This window comes from Streptomyces sp. NPDC034670 (assembly GCF_055574875.1).
Genome location: NZ_JBVITR010000004.1, coordinates 159,084 through 174,245, shown reverse-complemented (window position 1 = coordinate 174,245; position 15,162 = coordinate 159,084). Strand labels below are relative to the sequence as shown.

12 protein-coding genes and 1 pseudogene are annotated in these 15,162 nt (G+C 72.5%); 6 read left to right on the top strand and 7 right to left on the bottom strand.

Annotated elements, in window-relative coordinates; translation table 11 throughout:
• The first annotated feature begins 1,123 nt into the window (after nt 1-1,123).
• The 4 genes from ACZ56B_RS04615 (at nt 1,124) to ACZ56B_RS04600 (ending at nt 5,362) form a co-directional block, all read left to right on the top strand.
• Entirely contained in the window at nt 1,124-1,558 is a 435-nt protein-coding gene (locus tag ACZ56B_RS04615) for a hypothetical protein (protein WP_468786203.1), read from the top strand.
• A 20-nt stretch (nt 1,559-1,578) separates the two neighbouring features.
• Complete coding sequence (locus ACZ56B_RS04610; protein WP_468786201.1) at nt 1,579-3,930, top strand: hypothetical protein; 2,352 nt, start codon at nt 1,579-1,581, stop codon at nt 3,928-3,930.
• Between the two features lie 236 nt (nt 3,931-4,166).
• Nucleotides 4,167-4,658 (top strand): hypothetical protein, encoded by a 492-nt coding sequence (locus ACZ56B_RS04605; RefSeq protein WP_468786199.1) that lies wholly within the window; start codon nt 4,167-4,169, stop codon nt 4,656-4,658.
• A 137-nt stretch (nt 4,659-4,795) separates the two neighbouring features.
• Nucleotides 4,796-5,362: a GNAT family N-acetyltransferase gene (locus tag ACZ56B_RS04600; protein ID WP_468786197.1), complete on the top strand. Its 567-nt coding sequence runs from the start codon at nt 4,796-4,798 to the stop codon at nt 5,360-5,362.
• 89 nt (nt 5,363-5,451) lie between these two features.
• On the opposite strand, the gene ACZ56B_RS04595 is transcribed toward ACZ56B_RS04600, so the two are convergent.
• The 7 genes from ACZ56B_RS04595 to ACZ56B_RS04565 form a co-directional block, all read right to left on the bottom strand.
• Nucleotides 5,452-6,363, bottom strand: coding sequence for a LysR family transcriptional regulator (locus ACZ56B_RS04595; protein ID WP_468786195.1), 912 nt, complete (start codon nt 6,361-6,363; stop codon nt 5,452-5,454).
• A 91-nt stretch (nt 6,364-6,454) separates the two neighbouring features.
• Entirely contained in the window at nt 6,455-7,408 is a 954-nt protein-coding gene (gene speB / locus ACZ56B_RS04590) for an agmatinase (protein WP_468786193.1), read from the bottom strand.
• A gap of 431 nt (nt 7,409-7,839) precedes the next feature.
• A complete protein-coding gene (locus ACZ56B_RS04585; RefSeq protein ID WP_468786191.1) occupies nt 7,840-9,312 on the bottom strand; it encodes a 4-hydroxyphenylacetate 3-hydroxylase N-terminal domain-containing protein in 1,473 nt (490 codons plus the stop codon).
• 66 nt (nt 9,313-9,378) lie between these two features.
• Nucleotides 9,379-10,239 (bottom strand): alpha/beta fold hydrolase, encoded by an 861-nt coding sequence (locus ACZ56B_RS04580; protein ID WP_468786189.1) that lies wholly within the window; start codon nt 10,237-10,239, stop codon nt 9,379-9,381.
• 62 nt (nt 10,240-10,301) lie between these two features.
• The gene (locus tag ACZ56B_RS04575) at nt 10,302-11,174 is read right to left on the bottom strand and encodes an alpha/beta fold hydrolase (protein WP_468786187.1); all 873 of its coding nucleotides are present in this window, start codon (nt 11,172-11,174) and stop codon (nt 10,302-10,304) included.
• A complete protein-coding gene (locus ACZ56B_RS04570) occupies nt 11,174-12,340 on the bottom strand; it encodes an acyl-CoA dehydrogenase family protein (protein ID WP_468786185.1) in 1,167 nt (388 codons plus the stop codon). The genes ACZ56B_RS04575 and ACZ56B_RS04570 overlap by 1 nt, the downstream gene beginning before the upstream one ends.
• Before the next feature lie 31 nt (nt 12,341-12,371).
• The gene (locus ACZ56B_RS04565) at nt 12,372-13,091 is read right to left on the bottom strand and encodes a VOC family protein (protein WP_468786183.1); all 720 of its coding nucleotides are present in this window, start codon (nt 13,089-13,091) and stop codon (nt 12,372-12,374) included.
• Nucleotides 13,092-13,110: 19 nt separating this feature from the next.
• Here ACZ56B_RS04565 and ACZ56B_RS04560 point away from each other — a divergent pair.
• Both ACZ56B_RS04560 and dmpG read left to right on the top strand, forming a co-directional pair.
• Nucleotides 13,111-14,016, top strand: a pseudogene (locus ACZ56B_RS04560) (acetaldehyde dehydrogenase (acetylating)); the annotation flags it as partial.
• Nucleotides 14,013-15,044: a 4-hydroxy-2-oxovalerate aldolase gene (dmpG, locus tag ACZ56B_RS04555; protein ID WP_468786181.1), complete on the top strand. Its 1,032-nt coding sequence runs from the start codon at nt 14,013-14,015 to the stop codon at nt 15,042-15,044. The pseudogene ACZ56B_RS04560 and the gene dmpG, both read left to right, overlap by 4 nt.
• Nucleotides 15,045-15,162 lie beyond the last annotated feature (118 nt).

Below are 15,162 nucleotides of genomic sequence, written 5' to 3'. Positions count from 1 at the left end.
ACCCCTCCCCCCCCCCTTCGCCCCCCCGCCCCCCCCCACCCCCCCCCCCCACCCCCCCCCCCTCCCCCCCCCCCCCGCCCCCCCCCTCCCCCCCCCCCCCCCCCCCCCCCCCCCCCCCGCAGCCGTGGCGGACCCGCCACCGCGGTGGGGGCACCCCGGGCCGGCAGCCGGGGCCGACGCACGGAACCCCCACCGATCCCGGACCGGTCCAGGTCCCCGCCCGGACGGTTCGGCAGCACGCTCCAGCGAGCGCGGCGGTGAAACCGGGGCGCCGCGCGTCACGGTGGAGGCGCTCGGCGAACTCGGCGGCCTTCTCCTCGCCCTCGTTCCACGGCGTTGCGCGGAAGGCGTCGACGTGGACGGAGCGCAGCGCGTCGGCGTGGGCGAGGACGTCCCCGCCGCGCAGGACGTGCACGGCGGGGACCGCCGGAGCGGGCACGAGACCCCTCTCCTTCCTGCAGCGGAGACCTTGTTGCATCGAGCGTGCAACAAGGTCTCCGGGGTCCCGCAAGGGGGCGCATCAGGACGCGGAGAACTCACCGCGGACGGCGCGCGGCGGCGACCCGGCCCCTCCGGCAGCCCTCGATCACCCTCTCCGGTACCCGGCCACCGTGCCCAGGAAGCGGATGGGGACCGGTCGCCGGGACCGGAGCGGGCGACCCCGGCGCGCACGCCGTGGACGTCGGCGATCAGGGACCCGGTCGGCGTGTCGCCCGGGGTGCCGACGGCGACCACCCGGCCCTCCTCGAGGACGACGACCCGGTCGCAGTGCATGGCCGCCGGGTTCAGGTCGTGCAGGGCGACGACGCTGGTGACGGGCAGTTCGGTGACCAGGTTCAGCCGCGCCCGTGATCCCACCGGGCCGGGTACCGTCCGGCGGATCCTGGGAGGGGCCGACGAATCACGCGTGAGCGTTTCCGGGGCCGCACCTGTCGCCTCCGGGCAGACGGGGAGGCCGGCTCCACGGGGCACGACCCCGCCGGGACCCGATCGTCGTCGTCCGGGCTTCGGGGAATCACCTACCGCCGTCCCGTGAACGGGTGATGATGCAAGCGGCAAGTGATCAGGCCGGTGGCCGCGCGAGTACGGTGAAGCGGCCTGCCGGATGGACTTGGGGGAATTCATGACGTTCGAGCAAGAGTGGGCCGCACTGCGCGCGGCGGCGGCCCAGCGGACCGCCCTGCAGACCAACGGCATTCCGGCCCACGGCGGCGGAGACGAAGGCGGTGGCGGAAAAGACCTGGTGGTCAATCGGGACGACCTCGGCGCCGTCGGCAATGACGCGTACGACTTACTGGGGCGGCTGGCGAAGGAGGGGGACATCGCCCGTTCCTCCACGTTCGACGCGGCGACGGCGCTGACGAACGGGAACTTCGTGAGCGGCTCGGCCGTGCTGAAGGTGCACGACTTCTGGCAGACCCACCTGAAGACGCTGCTGGACGCCTGCGCGCAGATCTCGAATCACCTCGATTACAGCAAGGCCCAGCACGCCAAGGACGAGGCGAAGGTCGAGGGAGACCTGCTGCGGATCTCCGTGCTCACGGAATACATGAAGTAGGGCCCGGGGGAGCGCGCACCATGCTGAAGTACGAGGACATCGTCGACGCCCCGGTGGCGAAGCTGAAGGCCGCCGTCGACGACTGGTCGGAGATGGCGGGGAAGCTGGACAAGCTCGCCACCGACGCCCGCGACGGGATGAAGAAGAAGGCGGACGGAGCGGCCTGGGAGGGCGTCAACGCAGGCGTCACCAAGGCGTTCATCGGCAAGACGGCCAAGGAGTTCGCGGACGCCGCGGCCGAGGCCAGGGGCGTGAAGCAGATCCTGGAAGAGGGCTACGCGGCCATCAAGAAGGCCAAGGACGACCTGGTCAACATCCGGGACCACGAAGGGCCCGCGGCCGGCATCCGCGTGGACGGCAACGGCAAGGTCACGGCGCGGAACCCGCTGTCCGAGAACGAGACGGCGCGGCACGATCCCGACTACAGCAAGTTCCTGCGGGAGGAGAGGCGGAACATCGAGTCGTGGCAGAAGAGGATCGACCTCATCGTCGACAACTGCAACGACACCGACCTCGCCCTCAAGAACACCCTCGAGGCCAACGTCACCGACCGCAAGGACTTCAGCGCCCCGACGTACACGAAGCTGGACCAGGAGGAGGCCGCCCGCGCCGCCGCCCTGGCGGCCAAGGGCCGGGACATCACGCACGCCGAACTGCGGCAGCTCAACGAGCTGCTGGGGGACAACAGCGCGTCGGTGGAGTTCTCCAAGAGCTTCTACGGGAAGCTCGGCCCCGAGAAGTCGCTCGCGTTCTTCGGCCAGCTCTCCACGGACACGTACGAGTACGGCAAGGTCGACCCGGAGCGGCTCAAGGACGTCCAGGAACTCCAGAGGAACCTGGGTCTCAACCTGGCCACCGCCTCCCACGACAAGGAGTTCACCGACAAGTGGGGTCCGGAGCTCCGCAAGCTGGGCACGGAGCGCATTCCGCTGGCCAAGCACGACTACGGCGGACCGTTCGGGTACCAGTTGCTCGGCGGGATCATGCGGTACGGGAACTACGACGCGAAGTTCCTCAACCCGATCGCCGAACACGTGGCGCAGCTGCACCAGAAGGACCCGGGCCTGTTCGCCGGGAACAAGACGGCGAACAGTCCGTCCAAGAACCCGTTCAACCCCTCCGGTGTGAACGGTGCCGGCTACGACCCGGCCACCGCCATGCTGGAAGCGCTCGGCAACAGTCCGGAAGCGGCGAAGAAGTTCTTCACCGACCCCCCGACCGCCTACAACGAGGACGGCACGGTCGACCGCGGAGCCACGGCCGACCTCGGCAAGGACAAGGACGGCGAGGCGATCGACACCTACCTCGACTTCTTCGGCAACGAGAAGTGGGAGTCCTTCGCCGACGTCAACTCGCTCGACGAGAAGGAGCTCAAGGCGTCGCTCGACCACATGCCCGACGCCCTCGGCCACGCCCTGGAGGCGGCGACCCTCGGCTACCCGGCCGGGCACCCGGACGCCGGCGTGGTGCGGGACGCGGACAACGCCGCCGTCATGCAGAAGGTCATGGAGAAGTACGGAGCGGACCCGGGCCTGCTCAAGGAGCACCACGAGGCGATGGCCGACAGCCTGGGCGTCATGGGCGCCGGCTACATCGACGACATCAACTGGGCGTTGGCCAAGAACGATCCGGACAGCGTGTTCGCGCCGGGCAAGAACCCGGACGGGCACATCGACTTCGCGGACACCGCGGACGGGCACGGGCGGAGCGTCGTCCGGGGCTTCCTCAGCACCCTGGGCCAGCACCCGGACGCCTACGCGACGGTGTCGACCGCGGAGCAGGTCTACACCCGCAGCGTGCTGGAAGGGACCGTGGGCCCGGACGGAAAGATCAACGAGGGCGCTGCCAGGGCGACCGTGCGCGTGGGCGCCGAGGTGCAGGGCATGCTCGACCAGTCCCGGGCCGACCAGGTGGAGGCGACGAACCTCAAGACCCACGAGGACTACGAGAAGGCGGTCGCCAAGCGGGCGGGCTGGATCGAGTTCGGGGCCACGGCGGGCGTCGCGGCGGGCGTCGCCTTCCTGCCCGCGACCGCGGCCGTGGGCACGGCCGCGGTGCTCGTCCCGCTGGCGACCGACACCGCCAGCGGCGCTGCCGAACAGGTCATCAGCCAGGTGGTCGGCGCCATCTCCGACGAATCGGTGGATGAGCACAAGGAGAAGATGGAGGACCTCACGGATGAGGAGAAAGACGAGATCTACTCTGCCGGTGAACGCATGGCCGAGGCCCCGATGGAGGACTTCCTGAAGCATTATGGACTGGACCTCGAGGAAAACGTGTTCGGGCAGGACCTACGCGAGTCGATGCTGATCGGCTACGGGGTCGGCAACGACCGGCAGAAGCAGCAAGGCAACGACCCGGAGACCGGCTGAGGCCGGCGGGCGGCCGAGGACACGTGAGGATGCGGACAGTGATCAGTCGTAGGTCGGTACGCGGGGGACTCCTCGCCGTGGCCGTGGTCGGCTCGTTATTTCTCGGGGCCACGGGTTGTGGCGGGGACGGAGAGGTGGACGAGACTCCGAAGACTCCGAAGGACTACAAGGTTGTGGCGGGGACGCAACTCTGCGGCGGCGATGCTATGTCTGCCGATGCATCCCGGGCACTTAAGGTGATCACGGGGTCGTCGCGGTTCGAGGCGTCGGCGGAGGAGTACACCATCGCGCAGGCCGCGGCGGACCTGGTCGAGGCGTTCCCGGCCCCCACCGTCGGTAGAGAGGACGCCTGCCGTGTCTACACACCCATCGGCACGCCGGATTTCGATCTCAGGATCACCTGGAGGCTGGTCGACGGCGCCCCGACCGACCCCCCAGCCGCAAATTTCACCGTGCTGAAGATGGGGGAGCGGACCGTGGCGGCGGCGAACAAGGCGTACATCCAGTTCGCGTGCCGGAGCGACAGGTTGCTCGACTCATCGAGAGCGGGCCACATCCGAATCGGCGTGGAGCATTGGGCTATGCCGAGGGAGCCCGAGGGCGACATCGAGGCACTGAAGGACGCCTACGCGACCGTGGCCCACTCCGTCTCGCTGGCCATGGCCAAGGAACTGCGCTGCGAGAAGAACGGCGGGCTTCCCGCGCGGCCCGTGCTGGACCCCGCGTAGCCGCCGGCGCACGCGGGAACGCCCACGAGCGGGCGGCCCCTCCCGTCCGGTGGAGGGGCCGCCCGCCGCATGCGGTGCGCGGGTCCGGTCGGCCGAAAGCCGTCCCGGGGTGGTGCGGACGGTCCTAACGTCGTGCCGTGACCACTGCTGACGCCACCGCTTACCGGTACCGCGCCGCCGCCCCCGGGGACGCCGGGGACGTCGAGGCCCTGGACGGCTCCTTCACCACCGGCACCGTCTTCCGGGTGGCCGTCACCGAGGACGGGTTCGCCCTGCGGGAGGTCCCGGTGGACCCGCCCCTGACCAAGGTGTTCCCCGAGGACGAGCACGGTGGTGACGGCGGTGACGGCGGTGACGACGCGGACTCCCGCACCTTCGTCGCCCGCGGGGCGGCCGGGGACCTGGCCGGGTTCGTCGCCGTCTCGTACTCCCGGTGGAACCGCCGGCTGACCGTCGAGGACATCGTGGTCGCCCCGGAGCACCGGGGGCGGGGAGTCGGCCGGGCGCTGATGGGGCTCGCGGTGGAGTTCGCCCGTGAGCGGGGCGCCGGGCACCTCTGGCTGGAGGTCACTGGCGTCAACGCGCCCGCGATCCACGCGTACCGGCGGATGGGCTTCGCCTTCTGCGGGCTGGACACCACCCTCTACGACGGCACCCCCTCCGAGGGCGAGCAGGCGCTCTACATGAGCATGCCCTGCTCTTGAGCGGGCAGCGGGCAGCGGGCAGCGGGCAGCGGGCGGCACACGGACGGGGTGACCGTCCCGGACGGCCGGCCCGCGGCTGCCCGCGGCGGTCACCCGTTCGGTCCGCCGCCGACGCCCCGTCGGACGAGCAGGGCGCAGAGGGCTTCGACCGCGGGGGACGGGTCGGCCTCGCGGGTGGTGACGTGGATGTCGTGGGTGAGGCCGGTGGGCCGGGTCACCTCGAGGTAGGCCACGCCCTTGCGCGGTGCCGCGGCCAGGGCCGGGACGAGGGCGACGCCGAAGTCCGCGGCCACCAGCTCGAGCAGGAGCCCGTACTGGTCGGAGCGGAAGGCGATGTCGGGTTCGAAGCCCTCGGCGCGGCAGAGGAGTTCCGTCGCCGCCTGGAAGCCGGAGCTCGGCAGCGAGGACAGCCAGGTGGCGTCGGCGTAGTCCCGCAGTTCGGCGGTGGTCCGGCCGGCCCGCTGGAGGTGCGGGGGCACGGCCAGGAGCAGCCGGTCCCGGTGGAGGAGCACCTGGCGCAGGCCGGGGAGGCCGGGTTTGGGCAGGCGCCCGTACTCGTGGGTGACGGCCAGGTCCAGCTCGCCGTCGGCCACCGCCGGCATGGAGATCTCCGGCTCCGCCTCGGTGAAGGTCATCCGCACGTTCCCGTACCGCTGCCGGAAGGCCATCAGCGTGGGCACGATGAGGCCGGTCGCCACGCTGTTGAACGCGGCGACGCGGACCCGGCCCCCGCGCAGTCCCGCCACGGCCCGCACGGCCTCCTCCGCGGCGTCGAGTTCGGCGAGGACGCGATGGGCGTGCTCCACCAGGACGCGTCCGGCCTCGGTCAGCCGTACGCTGCGGGACGTGCGCTCCAGCAGGGCGGTCCCCACCTCCTTCTCCAGGGCGGAGAGCTGCTGGGACGCGGCCGAAGGCGTGCAGCCCGCCAGCCGGGCCGCTCCGGCGATGGTGCCCGTGCGGGCGAGATCCCGCAGCAGGCCGAGCCGACGAGTGCTGAGCATGGGAGAAACCTATGCGCTCGGGCCGTCCGGCCGGGCGGGCCGGTGTCCACGGGCGGGCTTCCCGGCGGCGCGTGTCGAGCGGACGCTCCACCTACCGGTTCTCGCCGAGCGCGATGAGCGAGATCAGTTCCCACGCGGTGTGGGCGGCGGCGAGGCCGGTGATGTCGGCGTGGTCGTAGGCGGGGGCGACCTCCACGACGTCGCACCCGACGATGTCCAGCCCCGCCAGGCCGCGCAGCGTGCGGAAGAGTTCGCGGGTCGTCAGCCCGCCGACCTCCGGCGTCCCGGTGGCCGGGGCGTGGGCCGGGTCCAGGACGTCGATGTCGACGGACACGTAGACGGGCCGCGTCCCCAGACGCCGCCGGATCCGCGCGACGATGTCGTCGATGCTCCGGTCCTGGAACTCCTGGCTGTCGATGATCTCGAACCCGGCCTTCCGGTCGTCGGCCAGTTCGCTCGGATCGTAGATGCCGCCGCGCGTACCGACGTGCTGGCAGTGGTCCAGGTCGATGATCCCCTCCTCGGCCGCGCGCCTGAAGGGCGAGCCGTGCCACACGCTCGCGCCGTGGCAGGTGTCCCAGGTGTCCAGGTGGGCGTCGAAGTGGAGGACGGCCAGGGGCCCGTACGCCGCGGCCGCCGCCCGCAGCAGGGGCAGGGCGACGGTGTGGTCGCCACCGAGGGCGACGACCCGCGTCCCCCCTTCCACCAGGCGCCGGGCGGCGGTCTCGATCGCCGTGATCGCACGCGGCACGTCGTACGGGCCCACCGCGACGTCGCCGGCGTCGACGACCTGCTGCGCGTCGAACGGGCGGACGTCGAGGAACTGGTGGTAGGGGTGCAACTGCCGCGAGTGCTCACGGATGTGGGCGGGACCGAACCGGGCGCCGGGGCGGAAGCTGGTCCCGCTGTCGAAGGGAATGCCGAGGACGGCCACGTCGGCGTGCGCGACCTCCTCGATGCGCGGCAGCAGCGCGTAGGTCGCGATGCCGCCGTAACGGGGCATCCCGGGGTCGTCGCGCTGTCCGGTCGGCGGGGGAGTGCTCATCGGGTGAGGACCCTTTCGTTGCGGTGCGGGGAGCGTTCCGGCGCGGCGCCGCACCGCTCGGCACCTGGGCCGGGGTGTCCCCGCGACCGGCTCGGGCGGGCGGGGAGCGCCGCCGGGCCGGGTCCCTCGACGGTGCGCCGACGGCAGCGGTCCGGCGGGGAGGCCCGGGCGGGGAGGTGGCAGCGGTGTGCGCGTGTGAACAGCGTGGCGCACGAGCACCGACAGGAGAAGTGGCGCTGCCTGATGCAGAGCGTAAGCCGATCCGATGCCGGCCGGTGCGAGGACCGCACGGAGCCGAGCCGCGGCGGCTCCGTGCGGCTCCGCCGGCCTCGCGGGCGGCGCCGGGCCCGCGGGGGGCGTGACGCTCCCGGTGGCGGTCCGCCACCGGGAGCGGCGGGGCCCCGGTCCTCCGCCCGTCCGGCGGGCAGGGGTCAGTGCGTGGTCGCGGTGGGCACCGCCCCCAGCAGGCGCTCGGCGAGGGCCTCCGCCTCGCGGGTCTTCGGGGCGTTGAAGAACAGCACCCTGCCGATGACCGGGTCGCCGGTGTAGTAGCGCTCGTAGAGCGCCTGACGGGCGGCGAACGGGCTGCAGGTCATGTCCCAGACCATCCGCATCACCTGGAGGCGGCGTTCGGCGCCGACCTCCGGACCGTGGACGTACTTCTCGACGAGGTGGCCGATCTCCGCGTGCCGCAGCTCGCCCTCGGTCATCACGATCGCGCCGCTGCCCGCGACCGTCCGGAGCACCTCGACGGCCTTGGCGATCGCGTACGGGAAGAAGAACGTCAGGGCCGCGATGCCGACCCGCGACTCCTCGCCGGGGTGGCCGTGACCGCGCAGCACCGACCCGGGGTCGCGGCGCTCGCCGATCCGGCGGCTCAGGTCGAGCGCGGCCCCGTCGAGGAGGCCCTCGGCGACGTTCAGCAGGCCCATGACCTCGCCGAGTTCCTCCTGGTAGCGCGGGGAGGCCGCCCGGCCCGTCGTCCGGGCGGCCACCGTGGCCAGGCCGGCGAGGAACTTCAGTTTGGAGGTGCTGCGCGCCGCGCCCTGGAGCGGTCCGTAGCCGACCGCGTTGCGCACCACGTTGTTGTAGGCGTCCAGGTCGCCGGCGACGACGATCCGGTCCTCGGGGACGAAGACGTCGTCGAAGACGAGGATCGCGTCGCCCTCGTCGAACCGGCCGCTCAGCGGGGTGTCGAAGAGGCCGTCCCCGCGGTCGTAGGACTGCCGGCAGACGATCCTGAGGCCGGGCGCGTCGAGCGGGAGCAGGCAGACCAGGGCGTAGTCCTCCTGGCCGGGCCGGCGCGGTGCGTACGGGCCGACGAAGACCTCGTTGGCCACCGGGGCGAGGGTGGAGAGCAGACGCGCGCCGCGGATCACGACGCCGTCCGCGCGGCGCTCCACGATGCGCACCGCCTCCGGCGGGGCGTCCTGCGTCGAGCGGTCGCTCTGCGGGTCCACCAGGGTGTGGGTGACCGCGAGGTCCTCCCGCCGCAGCCGGGCGAGACAGGCGTCCATCCGGGCCGCCTCCTCGTGCTTGCCGACGTGTTCGAGGCTGCTCTTGACGTCGAGCAGGTAGGCGTTCATGAAGTCCGGGAGCCGGCCCATCATGCCGTAGGTGAGTTCGGTCCGGAGCCGGTCGCAGCGCTGCCGGGCCAGCACGTCCTCGTGGTCGTGCGCCTCGAGCAGGGTGGTGCTGCAGGCCTCCCCGCTCGCGGTGTCCCGCACCGTCAGCACGTCGGCGAACTCCGGGTCCAGCTGGGCGTCGTAGAGTCCGGCGAGCGTCGCGAGCACGCCCCGGAAGGCGGGGTGGGCGGTGACGTCGTCGACCCGCTCCCCGTCGATGTACAGGCTGCGTCCGTCCCGCAGGCTCTCCAGGAACGCGGCACCCGAACGAAGTCCCATGTCGTCACTCCAAGTCGTGAGGCCCCGCCGGGCCGTCGCGGTGACGGCCCGGACCGGGAGCGGAGGTCAGCGGCCGAGCAGGAAGTCGAGCTGGATCCGGTCGAAGGTCTCGGTCTGCTCGTACTGGGGCCAGTGCCCGGCGTTCTCGATCACCGCGAGCCGGCCGCGCGGGATCAGGCCGGCGATCCGGCGCCCCTCGTCCACCGGGCCCGACGGGTCCTTGGTGGTCCACACGACCAGCGCCTCGGCCCGGATCGACCGCAGGTCGTCGTCGGTGAGCATGTTGCGCCGCCGGATCTCCGGGTCCTGCAGCGCCATGTTCATCCGGCAGGCCGTCCTCCAGTCCGGCTGCTCGAAGATCGCCTGCCGGGTCCTGATCAGGTCGTCGGTGACCATCGACGGGTCGGCCATCAGCCACTCCAGGCGGGCCTTGACCCGCTCCCAGGAGGGGTCCTCGGCGGCCTGCGTGGACAGCGTCCGCAGCCGCTCCATCACCTGCGGGTTCGCCATCGTGCCCCCCATCGTGTTGAGCACGATCCGCTCGGTGCGCTCCGGGTGCAGCTGCGCGAACCGCGCGGTCACCCAGCCGCCCAGGGACTCCCCGGTGAAGTACGCGCGCTCGTGGCCCAGCGCGTCCAGCACCTCGTGGACCTGGTCGAGGTAGTGCGGGATCTCCAGCGGGTGCTCCGGCTTGGTGGAGTAGCCGTGGCCGATGAAGTCGATCGCGTAGCAGTTGAAGTGCTCCGCGTGCGCGGCCAGGTTCCGCACGTAGGCCTCGGCGTGCCCGGTGACCCCGTGCAGCATCAGCAGCAGCGGCTTGTCGGGGCTGCCCGACTGCAGGAACCGGGTCCGGTACGACCTGGTCTCCAGGAACCCCTGCCGGAACTCGACCTGCGCCAGGTCGGACCACACGCTCGTGTACGACATCGTCTCTCCTTGCCTCTCGGGCGGGTTCGGGCGGCTCGCCTCTCGGGCGGGTCCGGACGGCCTCAGGCGGGGGCCGGGCCGGCGGGGCGTTCGGCGAGGAATCCGAGCACCAGCCGGGTGAACTCCGCGGCGCGCTCGTGGGGCACCCACAGCCCGGTCCGCTTGAACAGGTGCAGCTGGGCGTCCGGGATCCGCTTCAGCAGGAACAGGGCGTTGTCGAAGCCCTGCACCCGGTTCTCCGTGCCCCAGACGATCAGCGTCGGCGCCGTGATCCGGTCCAGCTCCTGCCACAGCGGCTCGGCCGGCGCGCCCGCCGACTCGGCGCCCGCCCGCCGCCCCTCGCCGCCGGCGACCGACTCCAGGTAGCGCTCCTCGACGAGTTCGTCGGTGACCAGCGCCGGGTCGAACATCATCGTCCGCAGGTAGGCGCGCATCTTCTCCCGCGTGGGGCCCTCGCCCGCGTAGTAGGAGCGGATGGCCTTCTGGCCCTCGGACGGCATCGTGCTGAACAGCGGGACCCCGCCGGCGCTGGAGACCAGGACCAGGCGGTCCACGCGTTCGGCGTGGTGCAGGGCCATGGCGATCGCGACCGCGCCGCCGGTGGCGAGGCCGACCACGCTCGCCCGCTCGACGCCCAGTTCGGTGAGCATCGCGGCGAACACGTCGGCGCAGGGCCGGTACTTGCCGCCGGTCAGGTCGATCGCGTCGGACCGGCCGTAGCCCGGCAGGTCGACGACCAGGACCCGGGCGTGCCGGGACAGTTCGGCGAGGTTGGTGCCGAAGTTGCCCCAGCCCGAGGCCCCGGGCGCCCCGCCGTGGACGCACAGCAGCACCTCCGGGCCGGTGCCGGCCTCGTGGTAGTGCAGGCGGGTGCCGTCGACGGTGACGAAACGGGAGGTCGACTCCCGGGTCAGCGGTTCGGTGGTGGCGGACATCAGACCTTCACCGCCGCCGGCATCTCGCCGCCGAAGAAGTCCATGCCGTAGGCCTGGTACAGCGGGCCCGCGTAGTTCTGCACGTGGTGCAGGGCGCTCTGGCAGTCGCGCCACATCCGCTGCATCGGGTTGCGCGCGTGCAGCTGGGAGCCGCCGCTGACCTTGAAGACCTCGTCGGCGGCCGCGGCCGCGCGGTGCGAGGCGGACACCTGGTTGCGGCGGATCCCGGCCCGCTCGGACAGGGTCAGCGGCCGGCCCGAGGCGACGGTGTCGAAGGCCCGGTCCATGTCGTGCAGGACGTGGCGGAGACTGGCGTCGACGTCGGCGGCGGCCGGGGCCAGGGCGGAGAGCTGGAACGGGTCGCGGCTCGCGGAGCCGAACCGGCTGCTGCGCTCCCGGGTCCAGGCCACGTAGGCGTCCAGGGTGCCCTTGGCCAGCGCGATCGTCGCCGTGGTGATCGCCCCGGAGAAGATCACGTTGCGCGGCATCGAGTACAGCGGCGCGTCCCGGCCGGCGATCGGCCCGGCGCTGCCGTCGGTCACCGGGTCGGTGCGGATCAGCCGGTGCTCCGGCACGAAGGCGTCCCTGACGACGATGTCCTTGCTGCCGGTGCCGCGCAGCCCGATCACGTCCCAGGAGTCGTGCAGGATCTCGTAGTCCGAGCGGGGCAGGACGAAGTGGATCGTCTCCCGGTCGGTGACGTCGCCCTCCTGGTCGGTGATCAGGCCGCCGATCATCACCCACCGGCAGTGGTCGGTGCCCGAGGAGAACGGCCAGCGTCCGTTGAAGAGGTAGCCGCCCTCCACCGGCCGCGCCCGGCCCATCGGGGCGTACGGCGAGGCGACCCAGGTGTCGGGGTCCTCGCCCCAGATCTCCTCCTGCATCCGCCGGTCGCCCTGGGCGAGCTCGTGCGGGTGCACGCCCACCACGCCGGCGACCCAGCCGGCCGCGCCGTTGCGCCGGCCGATCTCGAAGACGGTGCGCAGGAAGTCGGACGGGTGGGACTCGTGGCCGCCGAAGTCGCGGGGCTGGAGCATCCGGATCACCCCGGACTCGCGCAGCACGGCGGCGACCTCGTCGCTGACCCGGCCGAGCTCCTCGGACACGGGTCCGTCGCTCTCCAGCAGTCCGGCGTGCTCCAGCACGCGGTCAAGTACGGGGTTCATGGCGCCTTCCTCATCTGGTGGGGCGGTCGGGTCAGTGGTGGTCGACGGAGTGGTGGCCCCAGAAGTGCGCGGTGTCGTACCGCGTGGGCGTCCAGGTCTCGTCGTCGATCTTGATGCCGCCGGTGCCGAACTCGAGCCCCACGTCGGACGGGGTCAGCAGGTAGAAGCTGACCATCCGGTCGTTGCTGTGCCGGCCGAACGTCTTCAGCAGCCGGTGCGGTTCGTCCTCGATGTGCTCCATGGCCAGGCCGATCACGTCGAGGTCGGTGACCTCGAGCATGAAGTGGCCCACGCCCAGCGGGCGCCCCTCCACCTTCGGGGTGAAGGCGAAGGAGTGGTGGCGGGGATTGCAGTGCAGGAACGTTGCTGCAAGATCCGGGGCGAGGTCGATGTGGTCGGAGAGCCGGAAACCCAGGACGTCGAGGAAGAGCGACTCGTAGCGGGCCCGGTCCGAGACCACCTGCAGGATGTGGCCCACGCCCTCGGTCCCGGCCACGAACTCCGCGCCGATCGGGGAGGCGAACCGCACCGAGGAGGTGCTCAGACCCCAGAAGATCTCGTGGTCGTAGCAGTCGTCGGGGTCGCGGAAGCGGATCAGGTCCGAGACCATCCGCTCCCGGGCGACCGCCTCGCCCGGGCGGGTGACCTCGTACCCGGCGGCGACCAGGCGCTCCTCCAGCTCGGCGAGCTCGGCGGGCCCCTTGGTCTCCCAGCCGACCGCGCGGACGCCGCCGGCCTCGCCGGGGCGCACCTCGAGCCGGTAGGCCTAGTCCCTGGAGATCGCCGCCATGGCCGGTATCGACCCCGACTCGGACGGACTGGCCCGGGCCCGCCGGCTGAAGGTCGCCACCACCCACGAGGGCGTGGACGGCCTGGTGGGGATGGACGAGTTCGCGGACGTGTCGCTCGTCTTCGACGCCACCTCCGCGGGCGCCCACCGCCGCCACGACGAGGTCCTGCGCCCGCTGGGCCGCACGGTCGTGGACCTCACCCCCGCCGCGCTCGGCCCGTACGTGGTGCCGCCGGTCAACGGCGACGCCCACCTGGACGCGCCCAACGTCAACATGGTCACCTGCGGCGGCCAGGCCACCATCCCCGTCGTGGCCGCCGTCGCCGCCGTGACGCCGGTGCACTACGGGGAGATCGTCGCCTCGATCTCCTCCCGCTCGGCCGGCCCCGGAACCCGGGCCAACATCGACGAGTTCACCGAGACCACCGCGGCGGCCATCGAGCAGGTGGGCGGCGCCGCCCGCGGCAAGGCCATCATCGTCCTCAACCCGGCCGAGCCCCCGCTGATCATGCGGGACACCGTGCACTGCCTGGTCGGCGACTGCGACGACGCCGCGGTCACCGCCTCGGTGGAGGAGATGGTCGCCCGCGTCCGGACCTACGTCCCCGGCTACCGGCTCAAGCAGAAGGTCCAGTTCGACCGCGTCGACGCCGACGACCCGCTGCGCTCCCTGCTCCCGGCCGCCTCCCGCTCCGGCGAGGCCGCGAAGGTCTCCGTCTTCCTCGAAGTGGAGGGCGCCGCCCACTACCTGCCCGCCTACGCCGGCAACCTCGACATCATGACCTCGGCCGCCCTGCGCACCGCCGAGCGCATGGCCGCGTCCCCCGACTCCCGGCTCCGCCCGAGCGGGGGAACCCCCCTCACCCCGGAGGTGGCACCCCGATGACCACGCCCCCCGCGACCCCGCTGTACGTCCAGGACGTGACCCTGCGGGACGGCATGCACGCCGTCCGCCACCGCTACACCGTCGAGCAGGCCCGCACCGTCGCCGCCGCGCTCGACGCCGCCGGGGTGAGCGCGATCGAGATCGCCCACGGCGACGGCCTGTCCGGCTCCAGCATCACCTACGGCGTCGGCGCCCACACCGACTGGGAGTGGATCGAGGCCGTGTGCGGCGCCGTCCGGCACGCGGTGCCCACCACCCTGCTGCTGCCGGGCATCGGCACCCTGCACGACCTCGAGCAGGCCCACGCCCTCGGCATCCGCTCGGTGCGCGTCGCCACCCACTGCACCGAGGCCGACATCTCCGCCCAGCACATCGCCGCCGCCCGTGAACTGGGCATGGACGTGGCCGGGTTCCTGATGATGTCCCACCTGGCCGAACCCGCCGAACTGGCCCGGCAGGCGGGGCTGATGGAGTCCTACGGCGCCCAGTGCGTGTACGTCACGGACTCCGGCGGGCGCCTGACCATGGACGGGGTGCGCGACCGCGTCCGCGCCTACCGCGACGTCCTCGACCCGGCCACCGGCATCGGCATCCACGCCCACCACAACCTCGGCCTGGGCGTGGCCAATTCGGTCGTCGCCGTCGAGAACGGCGTGACCCGCGTCGACGCCTCCCTGGCGGGCCAGGGCGCGGGTGCCGGCAACTGCCCCCTGGAGGCCTTCGTCGCGGTCGCCGACCTCATGGGCTGGGACCACGGCTGCGACCTGTTCCCGCTGATGGACGCCGCCGACGACCTCGTCCGCCCCCTGCAGGACCGCGAGGTCCGCGTCGACCGGGAGACCCTCACCCTCGGCTACGCGGGCGTGTACTCCAGCTTCCTGCGCCACGCCGAGGCGGCCTCCCGGCGGTACGGGGTCGACACCCGCGCGATCCTGGTGGAGGTCGGCCGCCGCGGGATGGTCGGCGGCCAGGAGGACATGATCACCGACATCGCCCTGGACCTGGCGAAGTCCCCGGCCGCCGGCTGAACCCGTGCGGGGGCGCCGGGGCCAGGGGGGCCGCACCGGGGTCGGCTCGTCGAAAGCCGGGAACAGGGGGGGGGCGGCCAAAGGCCTTGTCGGTCGGGGGGGCCAGGGAACCCGGACC